We start from the raw sequence: 15,868 nt of genomic DNA on the forward strand, positions 1-15,868 counted from the left end.
TTCTACTAAAAAATCAGGCAGCATAAATTTTAAAAGGTCTATAGGAGTCATCTCAAATTCTTAGATTACAAAGTTCTTATTTTATTTTGACATTCCTCCCCAGGTTTTGTTCTTGATCCAAAAAACAACAGGAAAATTTTTTAATCCTCGTACAATTGTGCTAGCTCTCCATTTGGGGAGATTGGATTCAGTATCGAGTTTTATGTTTGGTAAACGTTTTAAGATGGTATTTAAGGCTATTTCGCATTCTAAACGCGCTAAAGGAGCTCCAATACAAAAATGGATTCCGTAACCGAAAGCAAGGTGCTGGGATGGTTTACGTGTAATGTCAAATCTTAAAGGGGTGTCAAATTGGGTTTCGTCTTGATTTGCAGAAGATAATAATGCTAGCACGCCTTCTCCTTTTTTAATTTTGATGTTGTTAATAATGATGTCTACTGAGGCTAATCGCAATGTTGAGGTTAGCACTGGTCCATTATATCTTAGTATTTCTTCGACTGCTGAGTGAATTAAATGAGGGTTGTTTTTTAATAGATTCAACTGTTCTGGATGAGTAAGTAAAGCATGCATTCCGTTGCTAATTAGGTTAACGGTGGTTTCGTGTCCAGCAATTATGAGTAAGAAGATTGTAGCATAAAGTTCGTCTTCAGTCATATGATCCTCAGTTTCTTCTAGCTTTAAAAAACTGCTAATTAGATCGTTTCCAGGGATTTTTCTGCGTAAAGCAAAAACATTTTTTAAATAATCGGTAAAGGCTTGTGAGTTTTCATTGATAGATTGTTTATTTTTCTCGGTTACCTGAATTTCAATTAAGATGTCGGACCAATTTCTGATTTTTTCTCGATCCTCGATCGGGAGGCCTAGTAATTCTGAAATTACGATAATGGGTAATTGGTATGCAAAATCATCAATAAAATCTATTTTTCGGGTGTTGTAGATGTTGTCTATTAGTTCATCAGTAATTTGTTGAATTCGAGAACGCATTTCTTTAATTATTTTTGGAGTAAATGCTTTTTTGGAAAAGTCTCTTAATCGAGTGTGCTGCGGGGGGTCTTTGGCAAGCATGTGCCATCTTCGGAGTATGTAAGCTGAGGTATTTTTTTCTGTTTTGCCTTTTAAAGGTTCGTTGGTTGATATTCTTAAGTTGTCAGGAGATTTAATAAATCTAGGATCTCGTAACACGCTTGTTATGTCTTCGTATCTGGAAATTAACCAGATAGGGAAGTCGTCATCTAATGTGATTTGCTGAATTGGAGCAATGTTTCTTAGTTTTTGAAACGTTAATTCAGGATTTGTAATAAATGATTCGTCGTAAAAATCAAATGGAACATTTGATTTCGTAGCATAAGGACAAGTGCTTTGGTTTTTGGTAAAGTCAATCTTGTTGTTGATAACGGGATTTTTCATAGTAGGTATTTTTAAAGGAGTTGTGTTTGGGTGAAACTCATTATAAAAATAAGGAAAAATCGCTCAATTTTAAATTAAAGCATTGATTTTTAGTAAATTAATTATTTTTGTACTTCTGAAGTAAATAAGAATTTGATAATGAAGAGCGGTTTTTGAGTTTTAGCTTATGTCTTGGTAATGTTTTTTTTGTGTAGGATTTTTAGTTTATTAAATACTGAATTGTATGGATGTGATAAGAAGTAAAATAACTTATAGTCAGGTGGTTGTGTTTTTTTTTGGTGATAATTGTTGTGTTTTTTAGAATTTGTTTAAGCTTTTTTTATTAAGGTATTGCAGCTTTCTATTAAATTTATACATTTGTCCAGCAATTTTGTTTTGAGTTTTTTCATTGCAAGATTTAATAAAAAAAACGGATTTCCTTTATTTATTGTGTTGAACTCAGGTAGCTAATATTTTTATATGAAAATTATTTCAAGTAAGTTTTTAATGGTTTTTTTCTTCATGTTTAATGTTGTTACTGTTTTGGCAGGTTCGACTCCGCCGGGGCCTCCGCAAAAAGGGCCAGCAGGACCAATAGGACCACCTACACCTATCGATGAAAATCTGGTATTTTTGCTTGTAGGGGCATTATCGTTCGGGATATATAGTATATATAAACATAAATCAAAACAAAAAACTCCAGCATAGCTGGAGTTTTTTGTTTATTAATACTTTTTTTTAGTTGTTTTTGTATAATCTTGATACATATTTCCCGATTACATCAAACTCTAGATTTATTTTAGTTCCAACTTTAAAATCTTTGAAATTAGTATTCTCAAAAGTATAAGGGATTATCGATACGCTAAATTGGTTTTTCTTAGAGTTTACAACGGTTAAGCTAACTCCGTTTACGGTAATTGACCCTTTTTCGATTGTAATATTATTCAGGTTTTCGTCATATTCGAAGGTGTAATTCCAGCTACCGTTCGCTTCTTCTATTGCAATACAGTTTCCTGTTTGATCTACGTGGCCTTGTACAATGTGTCCATCAAGACGATCGCTTAGTTTCATGCCTCTTTCTAGATTGATAATATCACCAGTTTTCCAATCTCCAATATTTGTCTTTTGTATTGTTTCAGCGATGGCTGTAACGGTGTAGAGTGAGTCCTGTGTATTTACAATAGTTAAGCAAATACCATTATGGGATACGCTTTGGTCTATTTTAAGTTCGTTTGTGATTGTAGAATCTACAGTTATATGAAGATTGTCTCTGTCTTTTCTTATTTCGGTTACTTTGCCAAGGGTTTCTATGATTCCTGTAAACATTTCTTATTTTATTTTACTAAATTTGCACATCAAAATTAGTAATAAATAACCTGAGGTCATGATAAAAAATGCAGAAAATATAATCGTTGGAATTTCAATAGGAGATTTAAACGGTATTGGAAGCGAAGTTGTTCTTAAAACATTCGAAGATTCTCGGATGCTTGAGCTGTGTACACCAGTTATTTTTGCAAATGTAAAAATTCTCTCTTTTATCAAAAAGAATTTTACTTCATCGGTAATGTTGCATGGAATTGATAAATTAGATCAGATTTTGCCAGGAAAAATTAATGTTTTTAATCTTTGGAGAGAAGGGATTGATATTAATCTGGGGGCTAATGATGATAAAGTAGGGGAGTATGCAATAAAGTCTTTTGTTGCAGCTACTAAAGCTTTAAAAGAAGGAATTGTGGATGTTTTGGTAACTGCACCTATCAATAAATATAATATTCAATCGGAAACGTTTAAATTTCCTGGGCATACAGATTATTTAGATCAGGAGTTAGAGGGTAATGCCTTGATGATGATGGTTCAGGATAATCTAAGAGTTGGTTTGTTAACAGATCATATTCCGTTAAGTGAGGTTGCATCGCATCTTACAGAAGAATTAATAGAGCGTAAAATCCAAACGATTAAACAATCATTGATTCAGGATTTTAGTATCAATAAACCGAAAATTGCAGTTTTAGGAGTTAATCCGCATTGTGGAGATGGTGGTGTAATTGGTAAAGAAGATGATGCGATTTTAAAGCCGACATTAAAGAAAATATTTGATAAAGGGACATTGGTTTTTGGACCTTTTCCTGCAGATGGTTTTTTTGGAAGTGGTCAATATGAAAAATATGATGCAATTGTAGCTACATATCATGATCAGGGATTGATTCCTTTTAAAACACTAGCGTTTGGTAAAGGAGTTAATTATACGGCTGGTTTAAACAAGGTGAGAACCTCGCCGGATCACGGTACAGCTTATGATATTGCAGGGAAAGACGTTGCAGATTACAATTCATTTAAAGAGGCTGTTTATTTGGCAATAGACATATTTCGCTCTCGTAATCAATATGAGGAGATTAGCAAAAAACCTCTTAAAATAAAAGAAAAACAGTTATAAACAAAAAAAGGTGAATAAGATTATTAGTTTTACAATAATTTTATATCTTTGCACCCCGATTCAGACTTCTGTGGTTCAGAATATGAATTAGGAAAAATGATGTTGAAATGAGCAAGACAAAAGAATATTTAATTCCTTTCGTAGGATTAAAGTTAGGGAAACACCATTTTGAGTATCAAATAAATAATGTGTTCTTTGAGAACTTTGATTATGAAGAATTTCAAAATTCTGATATCAAGGTAAATGTAGTTTTAGAGAAGAAAAGCAACATGTTAGAGTTGGGTTTCAAACACAAGGGTACGGTAAATGTACCATGTGACTTAACAAGCGAAGATTTTGATTTACCATTAAAGGGTAATATGAAGTTGATAGTGCGTTTTGGAGAAGCTTTTAATAATGACAATGAAGAATTGCTTATTCTGCCTTATGGTGAATTCGAAATAGATATAGCACAATATATCTATGAAATGATTGCACTTTCGGTTCCTCTAAAAAGAATTCATCCAGGAATTAAAGACGGAAGTTTGAAAACGGAAGCTTTGGATAAGCTGAATGAGTTAACTATAAAAGAACAAAAAGTAGAGAGTACAAAAGAAGAAGATATTGACCCTCGTTGGGACAAATTAAAGAAACTATTAACGGATAAATAATATAGTAAAATGGCACATCCTAAGAGAAAAATCTCGAAAACAAGAAGAGATAAGAGAAGAACACATTATAAAGCTACTGTAGCTCAAATCGCTACATGTCCTATTACTGGAGAAGCACATTTATACCACAGAGCTTACTGGCATGAAGGGAAAATGTACTACAGAGGGCAAGTTGTTATAGATAAATCTGTAGCTGTTGCTTAATACATTTTTGTAAATGATATTAGAACTCTCACTATGTGAGAGTTTTTTTTGTTAGTAATAATTTTCTTTATTTAAGAAAATTAAGACATTACGTTTAGAATTTTTTTTGTAATTTTCAAGTCTTTTAAAAATTTTTCAAATACCAGTATTTGGAAGGAAATAATTGAATATAATGAATACAATCACAGCCGCAATAACCGCTGTTGGAGCTTATGTTCCAGACTTTGTACTTTCAAACAAAGTCTTAGAAACTATGGTAGATACCAACGATGAATGGATTACTACCCGCACCGGAATAAAAGAAAGAAGAATTCTTAAAGATACTGATAAAGGAACCTCATTCCTTGCCATAAAAGCAGCACAAGATTTAATAGCCAAAGCTAATATTGATCCTCTGGAGATTGATATGATAATAATGGCAACCGCTACAGCAGATATGCCAGTAGCTTCTACAGGAGTTTATGTTGCTACAGAAATAGGCGCAACAAATGCATTCGCATACGATTTACAAGCAGCTTGTTCTAGTTTCCTTTACGGAATGTCTACAGCTGCAGCATACATTCAATCAGGAAGATATAAAAAAGTAGTACTAATAGGAGCAGATAAAATGTCTTCGATAGTAGATTATACAGACAGATCAACTTGTATTATTTTTGGAGATGGAGCAGGAGCAGTATTATTTGAACCAAATTACGAAGGTTTAGGCTTGCAAGACGAATACTTGCGTAGTGATGGAGTAGGGCGTGATTTCTTAAAAATACCAGCAGGTGGTTCTTTAATCCCAACTACTTTAGAAACAGTTCAAAATAATAGACATAATATTATTCAAGATGGGAAAACAGTATTTAAATATGCTGTTACCAATATGGCTGATTCAAGCGAATTGATTCTTAAGAGAAATAACTTAACAAATCAAGACGTAAATTGGTTAGTTCCACATCAGGCAAATAAGCGTATTATAGATGCTACTGCACACAGAATGAATTTAGAAGACTCAAAAGTATTAATGAACATCGAAAGATACGGAAATACAACTTCGGCTACATTACCATTGGTACTTAGCGATTTTGAGCATTTATTCAAAAAAGGAGATAACATTATTTTTGCCGCTTTTGGAGGTGGATTCACTTGGGGATCTATTTACCTAAAATGGGCTTACGATAAAAAATAAATTTAAACTAAAAACGAATATTATGGATTTAAAAGAAATTCAAAACCTAATCAAATTTGTAGCAAATTCGGGAGTTGCTGAAGTAAAGTTGGAGATGGACGATGTTAAAATCACCATTAGAACAACTTTAGAGGGTAATGTAACAGAAACCACGTATGTTCAACAATTGCCTACTCAAGCAACGTTACCACAAGCTGTAGTACCACAGGCTATTCCAGTAGTAACAAATACAGAAGCTCCAGCAGCAGCTGAAAATTCTAAATTTATCACTATAAAATCTCCAATTATTGGAACTTTTTATAGAAAACCTTCACCAGACAAACCAGCTTTCGCAGAGGTAGGTTCAACAATTGCAAAAGGAGATGTTCTTTGCGTTATTGAAGCAATGAAATTATTCAATGAAATTGAATCTGAAGTTTCTGGTAAAATTGTTAAGATTTTAGTAGACGATATGTCTCCAGTTGAGTTTGATCAACCATTGTTTTTAGTAGATCCATCATAAAAATTTAGATTTTAGATTTTGGGTTTTAGAAATTTTCTATAATCTAATGATCAAACTATCTAATTATCTAATTATCTAATTTTAAAAAGATGTTTAAAAAAATATTAATTGCGAATAGAGGGGAAATTGCACTTCGTGTAATTCGTACATGTAAGGAAATGGGGATTAAAACTGTTGCAGTTTATTCTACAGCCGATGCTGAAAGTTTGCATGTTAAATTTGCAGATGAAGCGGTTTGTATAGGTCCACCTCCGAGTAACTTATCGTATTTGAAAATGTCAAATATTATTGCTGCTGCCGAAATTACTAATGCAGATGCAATACATCCGGGATACGGATTTCTTTCTGAGAATTCAAAGTTTTCTAAAATATGTCAGGAACATGGTATCAAATTTATTGGTGCTGCTCCTGAAATGATTGACAGAATGGGGGATAAAGCTTCTGCTAAAGCTACAATGAAAGAAGCAGGAGTTCCTTGTGTACCAGGTTCAGATGGTTTATTAGAATCATTCGAACAAACACAAAAATTAGCTGAAGAATTTGGTTATCCAGTAATGCTTAAAGCTACTGCCGGTGGTGGTGGAAAAGGTATGAGAGCTGTTTGGAAAGCTGAAGAACTTCAAAAAGCTTGGGATAGTGCTCGTCAAGAATCATTAGCTGCTTTTGGTAATGACGGAATGTACCTTGAAAAATTAATCGAGGAACCACGTCATATCGAAATTCAGATTGTTGGTGATGCTTACGGTAAAGCATGTCACCTTTCTGAAAGAGATTGTTCTGTACAACGTCGTCACCAAAAATTAACTGAAGAAACTCCTTCGCCATTCATGACAGATGAATTGCGTGAAAAAATGGGTGAAGCTGCTGTAAAAGCTGCTGAATTTATTAAGTATGAAGGAGCTGGAACAGTAGAATTCTTGGTAGATAAACACAGAAATTTCTACTTCATGGAGATGAATACGCGTATTCAGGTTGAGCACCCGATTACAGAACAAGTTATTGATTATGACTTGATCCGTGAGCAAATTATGGTGGCAGCTGGAATTCCAATCTCTGGAAAAAATTACTTGCCACAATTACACGCTATAGAATGTCGTATTAATGCTGAAGATCCTTATAATGATTTTCGCCCTTCACCAGGAAAAATTACTACGCTTCATATGCCAGGAGGTCACGGTGTACGTTTAGATACTCACGTGTACTCAGGATATAGCATTCCGCCAAACTATGATTCTATGATTGCTAAATTAATTACTACTGCACAATCTCGTGAAGAAGCAATTAGCAAGATGAGAAGAGCTTTGGATGAATTTGTAATCGAAGGAGTAAAAACTACAATTCCTTTCCATAGACAATTAATGGATGATCCACGTTATATTGCAGGAGATTATACAACTGCTTTTATGGATACATTTAAAATGAAAGATCCAGAATAAAACATTACTATATTATTGTAAAAGCCTCACAGCAATGTGAGGCTTTTTTTGTTTCTGCTCTTTTCTAATGAATCTGTGTATACTTTTTACACACTTTTTATCCAGTTTACACACTTTGTAACTGGGTAGAATATAATTTGTTTTGTTTAAATAACTGATAATTAGTTAATTGGCTTGTTTTGTGGTTCGTTGAATTTTGCGGCATAATAATTTCTTTATCTGAAGTGTAAAAACAATACAAATAATTTAAAATCTATTATTATGAAAAAGTTAATCTTATCAGCCGCAATCGTATTAGGAAGTTTATCTTCATTTGCAACAACTTTACCAACTTCAGTTATAGATGTTAAAACTACATCAGTTCAAGAAGAATACACAGAAGTAAAAATCGAAGAATTGCCAGCAGCTATTACTGCAGCCTTGAAAAAAGCATATCCAGATGCAGTACTTAATAAAGCATATGTAAATGCTAACAAAGAGTACAAACTAGATGTTACTGTAGGAGATAAAGTAGGAAATCTTTTTGCTGATGCTACAGGAAATTGGATTAAAAAATAATTTAATCTAGAAACTATAAACCCAAAATAAAATAAAAACATTAAAAATATATCATTATGAAAAAGTTAATCTTATCAGCCGCAATCGTATTAGGAAGTTTATCTTCATTTGCAACAACTTTACCAACTTCAGTTTTAGATGTTAAAACTACATCAGTTCAAGAAGAATACACAGAAGTAAAAATCGAAGAATTGCCAGCAGCTATCACAGCAGCTTTGAAAAAAGCATATCCAGATGCAGTTCTTAATAAAGCATATGTAAATGCAAACAAAGAATACAAACTAGATGTTACTGTAGGAGATAAAGTAGGAAATCTTTTTGCTGATGCTACAGGAAATTGGATTAAAAAATAATTCAATCTAGAAACTATAAACCCAAAATAGAATAAAAACATTAAAAATATATCATTATGAAAAAGTTAATCTTATCAGCCGCAATCGTATTAGGAAGTTTATCTTCATTTGCAACAACTTTACCAACTTCAGTTTTAGATGTTAAAACTACATCCGTTCAAGAAGAATACACAGAAGTAAAAATCGAAGAATTGCCAGCAGCTATTACTGCAGCTTTGAAAAAAGCATATCCAGATGCAGTACTTAATAAAGCATATGTAAATGCAAACAAAGAATACAAACTAGATGTTACTGTAGGTGATAAAGTAGGAAATCTTTTTGCAGACGCTACTGGAAACTGGATTAAAAAATAATCTAACTTAGTGGTTTAAAATAAATTAAAAACATTAAAATCTATTATTATGAAAAAGTTAATCTTATCAGCAGCAATCGTATTAGGTGGTTTATCAGTTAATGCTGCAACTGTAGCGAGTACAGAACCAACAGTAAAAGTAATTAGTATTCAAGACGAATACACAGAAATTGGAGCAGATGCACTTCCTGCAGAGGTAAAAGCTACTCTGGAAAAATCTTTTCCAGGAGCAAAACTTGAAAAAGCATACAAAAATGAGAAAAATGTGTATAAACTAGAAATCGCTCATGGTGATAAAAAGTATACTATTTTCTCTGATGCATCAGGAAATTTGATTAAGAAGTAATTATAAGCCAAATAAATTAAAACATATATCATTATGAAAAAGTTAATCTTATCCGCAGCAGTTGTTTTTGGGAGTTTGTCAATTTACGCAGCAACTATAACAACTACAGAGCCAGTTGCTAAAGTTGTAACAGTGCAAGATGGTTACACAGAAGTTAGCGTAGATGTAGTACCGGTACCGGTAAAAACAGCTTTACAAAAGGCTTATCCGGATGCGAAACTTGATAAGGCATATGTGAATGAAAAGAAAGAATATAAATTAGAAATTTCAGTTGGTGACCAAAAGGCTACTGTCTATTCAGATGTCAATGGCAATTGGATAAAAATATAATTTAGGTAGATTAGTTTAGGTTTTTTTAAAAAGAGATTGCATCTGCAATCTCTTTTTTTTTGCAAAATTTTATGAGAATACAATTATTTTAGTCTTATTTTAGCATGAAAAGCCCAAACACTAATGCCAAAGATTTTATTAATAGAAGATGATATTTCGTTTTGTAAATTGTTAGATAAATTTCTAACAAAAAAATCATATACAGTTGTGACTGCTTTTTCTGCAGCCGAAGCACGAAATATAATTAAAGAAGAATCTTTTGATCTTATTATTACAGACTTAAGACTTCCTGATTCTGATGGAATTGGATTGATGTCTGAATTTAAAAAAATGTATCCTGAAATTCCAGTTATTTTAATGACAGGATATTCAGATGTAAATACTGCTGTAAAAGCAATAAAAAATGGCGCTGCAGATTATATTTCAAAACCATTTAATCCAGAAGAAGTTTTACTTGTAATTGCAAATGCTTTGCAAACTTCACCCGATCTTCCTGAGAAAGAACAAAAAGCTAAAGTTCAAAAAAAATCTAGTGAATTTGAATTTGTAAAAGGAATTTCTAAAGCTTCAAAAAAATTAGCAGAACATATCGAGTTAGTAAGTCCAACCAATATGTCAGTTTTAATTATTGGCGAAAGCGGTACAGGAAAAGAAATCATTGCCAAGAGTATCCATGAACAAAGCCCTAGGAAAGGCAATAGTTTTATTGCGGTAGATTGTGGTGCAATACCAAAAGAATTGGCTGCAAGTGAGTTTTTCGGACATTTAAAAGGTTCTTTTACAGGAGCAGTAACTGATAAAATAGGTTATTTTGAAGCGGCAAATGGGGGAACAATATTTCTGGATGAAATAGGGAATCTTTCGTATGAAAACCAAATTCAACTTTTAAGAGCCTTACAAGAACGAAAGATAAAACCTGTAGGTAGTAATAAAGAAATTGATGTTGATATACGTATTGTAACTGCGACCAACGAAGATTTGCGAGAAGCTGTAAAAAAGGGAGATTTTCGTGAAGATTTATACCACCGAATTAATGAGTTCTCTATACATTCACCTTCATTGATTGATAGAGAAGAAGATTTAATGCTTTTTGCAGATTTCTTTCTTGAAAAAGCAAATGATCAATTGAACAAAAATATTATTGGTTTTTCGGATGAAGTAATTACTATTTTTCAGAAATATAGGTGGCCAGGAAACTTAAGAGAACTTCAAAATTGTGTAAAGAGAGCAACGCTTTTATCACAAGGAGATTTTATAGAAAGTACTGTATTGCCAGTTGAATTTTTTCAGGTTCAGAAACAAGTTCCAAATGATTTCTCATTATCTGAAAATGAAAAAGAGGCTATTATTCATGCTTTAGCAAAAGCGAAAAACAATAAATCTGAAGCTGCAAAAATGCTTAAGATTACCCGAAAAACATTATATAATAAGCTGAAACAATACGATATAGATTAAGTTATTTCTTTTTCCAGAATTAAAAGTAGCGAACTAATCTTCGTTTTTAATGTAGTGAAAATTGTTTCTAAATCGGTGTCAGGGTATTTCTTTTGCTCTAGATTATCTAAAATTTTGCTGATTTCCGAAGCTTGAATTTGTTTAAACATTGGAGCAATTCTATGTGCAATAGCACTTATTTCCATGCTATCTTTCTCTGTAATACTTTTTTCTAAAATGACTAAGTTATCTTTTGTTGTTTTTATGAAAGTTTTAATTACCTCTCGCAGTGCTTCTTTGTCATTGGTTAAAAATGATTTTAAAGAGTCAAGAGAGAATCCTTTTTCTAAATTAGTATTATTGCTTTCATCATCTTCGGGAGTGATTTCGGTTGAATTATCAAAAAGTGAAAGTATTGTTTGTAGTAATACTTTAGGCGAGTATGGTTTTTTTACAACAGTTGTAAATCCTGCATCAGTATAAACTTTCAGATCTAAATCGTCTCTTCCTGTTAAAGCAATTATAGGTTGGTTTTTATATTGAGAATTGTTGGTTTCTTTTAGCTTTTCTAAAAACTGAAATCCATCAATTTCTGGCATTTGAATATCGGTTAAAATAAAATCAAAAGCAGTGTTCTCAATCGTTTTTAGCGCTTCATTGGCATTGCCAAAAGCTAGAACCGTGTAATTATGCTGTTTTAGAACCTCAGAAGTTAAACCTAATAAATTACTATCATCATCTATTACAATTGCGGTTTTGGCCGTGATAATAGGTGCGATGTGAGGCTCTTTATTTGTTTCTTCTAGTTCTGATTCTGTGTTAGTGTCGAAAACTAAAGGAAGTTGAATTTCAAAAGTGCTTCCTTTTCCAAAAACGCTTTTTAGATGTAAATCACCACCCAAAAGAGTTGCTATTTTTTTAGATATAGCAAGTCCCAGACCAGTTCCACCATATTTTTTTTCAATGCCTTCATTTGCCTGAGCAAATTCTTCAAACACAAGATTTTGGTTTTTTTTCTCAATCCCAATACCTGAATCTTCTATCTTAATAAAAACAAATTCTCCATTATGATTAATTGTAGCATCGATTTTTATAAATCCTTCTTCGGTAAATTTATAAGCATTCCCGATGATATTGCTTAAGATTTGTTTTAATCGAAACGAATCTCCAATTACTCTTTGGTTTAATCTCTCATCGGTTTTAATTATAAGTTCTATATCTTTTTGCTTATAAACAGATTGAATGTTTTTAGCAACATCAGTTATAATTTCAGGAAGCAAGAAAGGTTTTTTCTCAATTGCAATTTTCCCAGCTTCGATTTGAGAAAAATCTAGCAAATCCTGTACTAATTGCGAAATGTATTCAGATGAATTTTTGATATTCTTAATAAAATACGATTGCTTCGTGTTTAAGTCAGAATTGCCCAAAAGCTCAGTATAACCTACAATTGTACTCAAAGGGGTTTTTAAATCGTGACTTACCGTAGAGATAAGTTGCTCACGACTTTTTAGGAGGTTTTTGGTCTTAAAATTGGCAATTTCTAATTGCTTCTTATACAGCTGTGTTTTAGAATAATCACTGGCAATAAGTATAGAGAAAAAGACTGTAAGCAATAAACCAACAACGGCTGCTCCAGTTACAATTTGATTGATTTTTTTTAATGATTTTTCTTTATCCGTATTGTATTTTATCGAGTTAATTATGATTTCCCGCTCAATAATTCGCAATACTTTTCGGAGTTGTTCGGATATTAAAATCTCATTTTTAAGTAGTTTATTCTCCTGATAATTTAGAGATTCTTTTTTCTTTTCAGTTTCTCTTTTTACAGAACTTAATAATTTTTTGGATGTAGATAAAATCGAATCAGATGCTTTTTTACTTAACGTATTTGTACTGTCATCTGGGATATTTTGGTTGAGATAATCAACATATTTTTGCAGTACATTACGCTGATAGCTCCCCAGTTGTCCTGGGTTTTTGGTAAAATCTTCAAGTTGTAATTTACGTAATGAAAATTCCAGTTTTGTTAATTCGTCAATGGCATTGTTTACCGTAACTTCATCATTAGCCTTGTTTTTGATGGTTTTTAATTGACGAATATTTTTGGTCTTTTCTGCCAATAAATAATTTACGCTATCTAGTAGAACAATTTGTGATTGTGTAGTAACAATTTTTTTTATAGAATCAATTCGAATTCGTAAAGAATCCGATTCTCTAATGTAATGTTCAAAGTCTGATTCCGAATTAGACTGAATTGTCTTTCGGGCAAGACTTTCGGTTTTGTATACATTCGAAAAAAGCTGACTAACTTTTAAAATTTTAGTTTTTTCAAAAGCAATTTTGCTTTCTATTTTCGAATAACTGACATTTTCTGAATATAAAACCCACCCCACACTAATTACAAGCGAAGCTAATGCAATGTAGCTTATAAAAACTTTAAGCGGAATGTAACTCTTCTTACTTTCCATATTGTATGGTTGAAATAATTAGTATGAGATGTGTTTTTAAATTTTAATTATAGGGTCTCGTTTAACCATTTAAAGAATTCACTTTGCCAAACTTGAGCATTTTGAGGTTTTAAAACCCAGTGATTTTCTTCAGGGAAATACAATAATCTACTTTTTATACCGCGCAATTGAGCAGCTTGAAATGCTTCTTGAGATTGTCCAATTGGTACACGGAAATCTTTTCCACCCTGAATAATCAAGATTGGTTTATTCCATTTATCAACATGGTTTATGGGGTTAAAAGTAGTGTATGTTTTTTGAGCAATTGCATTGTCTTTTTCCCAGTATGCACCACCAAAATCCCAGTTGTTAAAGAAAACTTCTTCAGTAGTTCCAAACATACTTTGCGTGTTGAAAACACCATCATGAGCGATAAAAGTTTTGAAACGGTTCTTGTGGATTCCAGCTAAATAGAAAACAGAATAACCACCATAACTTGCTCCTACGCAACCTAAACGAGTTTTGTCTACATAGTTTTCTTTGGCAACATCATCAATAGCCGATAAGTAATCGTCCATAACCTGTCCGCCCCAATCTTTACTAATTTGTTCGTTCCATTCTACACCATGACCTGGCATTCCGCGGCGGTTAGGAGCAACAACAACATAACCTTTGGCAGCCATTAATGAAAAATTCCAACGGAAAGAATACGATTGTGTTAAAGCAGATTGAGGTCCGCCTTGGCAATATAAAAGAGTTGGATATTTTTTTGAAGCATCAAAATTTGGAGGTAAGATTACCCAAACCAACATTTTTTTGCCATCAGTTGTAGTAACATAACGTCTTTCGGTTTTGCTTAAAGTTAAAGTACTGTAAGTAGCTGTATTTACATTTGATAATTGTTCCCAAGTGTTTTTCTTTAAATTGAAAGAAAAAATCTCGTTTGCATGATTCATATCCGATCTTGTTACAATGATATTATCACCTACAAAACCAACGATATCATTTACATCATAATTACCATTTGTAATTTGAAGTACTTTTATAGCAATTTTAGTTAATCCAGGAAAGTTTACTTCAAATAATTGTTTTGTACCATCTATAGGAGCTGTAAAAAATACTTTTTTACCGTCTTTGCTCCACGTAAAGCTATCAACAGTTCCGTCCCAATTAGCGGTTAGGTTCATTTTCATACCTTTAAAATCAACAATAATGTCGTTTTTATCAGCCTCATAACCATCACGCTTCATTTGTAACCAAGTTAGGTTTCCGGTTGGTGAAAATTGTGGTGCCATATCGTAACCTAAATTTCCTTCGGTTTTGTTTGTTGTTTTACCAGTTTCAAGATTGTACTCGTAAATATCAGTATTGGTAGAAATAGCATATTGAGTTCCAGCTTTTTTCTTGCTTACATACAAGATACTTTTACCATCAGGTGACCAGATATAATCTTCGTCTCCACCAAAAGGTTTTTGCGGACTATCAAAAGTTTCTCCTTTTAAAATATCAATTCCAACGGCTCCATCTTTGTTTTCTTTGTAAAAAACATGATTAAATTTACCTTCATTCCAAGTATCCCAATGACGGTAATCCAGACCATTGTATATTTGAGCATCAGATTTATCCAGATTAGGGTAAAAATCTTTCCCTAAAACTTTATCGATTTTTACTTCTTCATTATACACTAAAAATTTCCCGTCTGGCGAAATGTTTTTATCTGCCAAAATGGTTTTTGTATCTGAAATTTCGGTTGCATTTCCACCATTTACAGGTAAAGTATAATATTTAGATGTCGAATTATTTTCGGCAATAGATGGTGTTGTAACCTTGTAAACAACGTTTTTTCCATCTTTTGAAAGTCCAAGTGCTGTAACTCTTCCTAATTTCCACAATAATTCTGGTGACATTACATTCTGTGCCATGGTGCTTAAACTCATCATTACTAAGGTTGTAAATAGTACTTTTTTCATAAATTTAATCTAAAAATTTTAAGGTTTTAAAAGTACAAAATTAATTCCATCAAGCTGGCTATAGTGTGTCGCCGATAGTCTTAAATAAATTATAAAGTTAACTACAGATTAAAGTGACCATAAAGATTTTCATTTTAATAATACCATTAAGAAATTAAGAGAAATTAAGCTTTGCTACTTAATGAAACTTAATTTCTTAATGGTGAAAAATATTTTTAAATGTTTAATAGTCGCTTTAATCTGTGGCTTGAAAATAAATTTAACTTGTATCGTAAGTGCTCAGAAAACATTATTT

17 protein-coding genes are annotated in these 15,868 nt (G+C 32.3%); 13 read left to right on the forward strand and 4 right to left on the reverse strand.

The genetic code is table 11. The features are described 5' to 3' along the window. Positions 1 to 81: 81 nt before the first annotated feature. On the reverse strand, positions 82 to 1,407 hold the full coding sequence (locus SHI72_RS21210) for a cytochrome P450 (RefSeq protein ID WP_323491329.1): 1,326 nt from the start codon (positions 1,405 to 1,407) through the stop codon (positions 82 to 84). Between the two features lie 459 nt (positions 1,408 to 1,866). Between SHI72_RS21210 and SHI72_RS21215 the strand changes: the two genes are divergently transcribed. Further along, positions 1,867 to 2,094, forward strand: a complete 228-nt coding sequence (locus SHI72_RS21215; protein WP_323491330.1) for a hypothetical protein — start codon at positions 1,867 to 1,869, stop codon at positions 2,092 to 2,094. Positions 2,095 to 2,124: 30 nt separating this feature from the next. Here the strand turns inward: SHI72_RS21215 and SHI72_RS21220 are convergent, their stop codons facing one another. Beyond that, the gene (locus SHI72_RS21220; RefSeq protein ID WP_323491331.1) at positions 2,125 to 2,712 is read right to left on the reverse strand and encodes a riboflavin synthase; all 588 of its coding nucleotides are present in this window, start codon (positions 2,710 to 2,712) and stop codon (positions 2,125 to 2,127) included. A gap of 58 nt (positions 2,713 to 2,770) precedes the next feature. On the opposite strand from SHI72_RS21220, the gene pdxA reads away from it, so the two are divergent. The 12 genes from pdxA to SHI72_RS21280 all read left to right on the forward strand — a co-directional run bounded on the left by pdxA (position 2,771) and on the right by SHI72_RS21280 (position 11,177). Then, the gene (gene pdxA, locus SHI72_RS21225) at positions 2,771 to 3,820 is read left to right on the forward strand and encodes a 4-hydroxythreonine-4-phosphate dehydrogenase PdxA (RefSeq protein ID WP_039113098.1); all 1,050 of its coding nucleotides are present in this window, start codon (positions 2,771 to 2,773) and stop codon (positions 3,818 to 3,820) included. Between the two features lie 107 nt (positions 3,821 to 3,927). Then, positions 3,928 to 4,470: a YceD family protein gene (locus tag SHI72_RS21230; protein ID WP_039113097.1), complete on the forward strand. Its 543-nt coding sequence runs from the start codon at positions 3,928 to 3,930 to the stop codon at positions 4,468 to 4,470. Between the two features lie 9 nt (positions 4,471 to 4,479). Continuing rightward, positions 4,480 to 4,674, forward strand: a complete 195-nt coding sequence (gene rpmF, locus SHI72_RS21235) for a 50S ribosomal protein L32 (RefSeq protein ID WP_007137315.1) — start codon at positions 4,480 to 4,482, stop codon at positions 4,672 to 4,674. A gap of 172 nt (positions 4,675 to 4,846) precedes the next feature. After that, entirely contained in the window at positions 4,847 to 5,845 is a 999-nt protein-coding gene (locus SHI72_RS21240; protein ID WP_323491332.1) for a beta-ketoacyl-ACP synthase III, read from the forward strand. 22 nt (positions 5,846 to 5,867) lie between these two features. Next, a complete protein-coding gene (gene accB / locus SHI72_RS21245; RefSeq protein ID WP_035617503.1) occupies positions 5,868 to 6,347 on the forward strand; it encodes an acetyl-CoA carboxylase biotin carboxyl carrier protein in 480 nt (159 codons plus the stop codon). Positions 6,348 to 6,436: 89 nt separating this feature from the next. Beyond that, on the forward strand, positions 6,437 to 7,783 hold the full coding sequence (accC, locus tag SHI72_RS21250) for an acetyl-CoA carboxylase biotin carboxylase subunit (RefSeq protein WP_039113095.1): 1,347 nt from the start codon (positions 6,437 to 6,439) through the stop codon (positions 7,781 to 7,783). A 261-nt stretch (positions 7,784 to 8,044) separates the two neighbouring features. Next, complete coding sequence (locus tag SHI72_RS21255) at positions 8,045 to 8,341, forward strand: hypothetical protein (protein WP_086895680.1); 297 nt, start codon at positions 8,045 to 8,047, stop codon at positions 8,339 to 8,341. A 56-nt stretch (positions 8,342 to 8,397) separates the two neighbouring features. Next, entirely contained in the window at positions 8,398 to 8,694 is a 297-nt protein-coding gene (locus SHI72_RS21260; protein ID WP_035617491.1) for a hypothetical protein, read from the forward strand. 56 nt (positions 8,695 to 8,750) lie between these two features. Then, positions 8,751 to 9,047, forward strand: coding sequence for a hypothetical protein (locus tag SHI72_RS21265; protein WP_035617491.1), 297 nt, complete (start codon positions 8,751 to 8,753; stop codon positions 9,045 to 9,047). Between the two features lie 48 nt (positions 9,048 to 9,095). After that, positions 9,096 to 9,392, forward strand: a complete 297-nt coding sequence (locus SHI72_RS21270) for a hypothetical protein (protein ID WP_039115474.1) — start codon at positions 9,096 to 9,098, stop codon at positions 9,390 to 9,392. A gap of 33 nt (positions 9,393 to 9,425) precedes the next feature. Further along, positions 9,426 to 9,722 (forward strand): hypothetical protein, encoded by a 297-nt coding sequence (locus SHI72_RS21275; RefSeq protein WP_039115472.1) that lies wholly within the window; start codon positions 9,426 to 9,428, stop codon positions 9,720 to 9,722. Between the two features lie 123 nt (positions 9,723 to 9,845). Beyond that, positions 9,846 to 11,177: a sigma-54 dependent transcriptional regulator gene (locus tag SHI72_RS21280; protein ID WP_323491333.1), complete on the forward strand. Its 1,332-nt coding sequence runs from the start codon at positions 9,846 to 9,848 to the stop codon at positions 11,175 to 11,177. Here SHI72_RS21280 and SHI72_RS21285 read toward each other — a convergent pair. Continuing rightward, complete coding sequence (locus tag SHI72_RS21285) at positions 11,174 to 13,624, reverse strand: ATP-binding protein (RefSeq protein ID WP_323491334.1); 2,451 nt, start codon at positions 13,622 to 13,624, stop codon at positions 11,174 to 11,176. The genes SHI72_RS21280 and SHI72_RS21285 overlap by 4 nt on opposite strands. A 47-nt stretch (positions 13,625 to 13,671) precedes the next feature. Further along, complete coding sequence (locus SHI72_RS21290) at positions 13,672 to 15,573, reverse strand: S9 family peptidase (RefSeq protein ID WP_323491335.1); 1,902 nt, start codon at positions 15,571 to 15,573, stop codon at positions 13,672 to 13,674. Positions 15,574 to 15,868 lie beyond the last annotated feature (295 nt).

It is taken from the genome of Flavobacterium sp. PL02 (assembly GCF_035013205.1).
In the GTDB taxonomy this organism is placed as follows: domain Bacteria; phylum Bacteroidota; class Bacteroidia; order Flavobacteriales; family Flavobacteriaceae; genus Flavobacterium.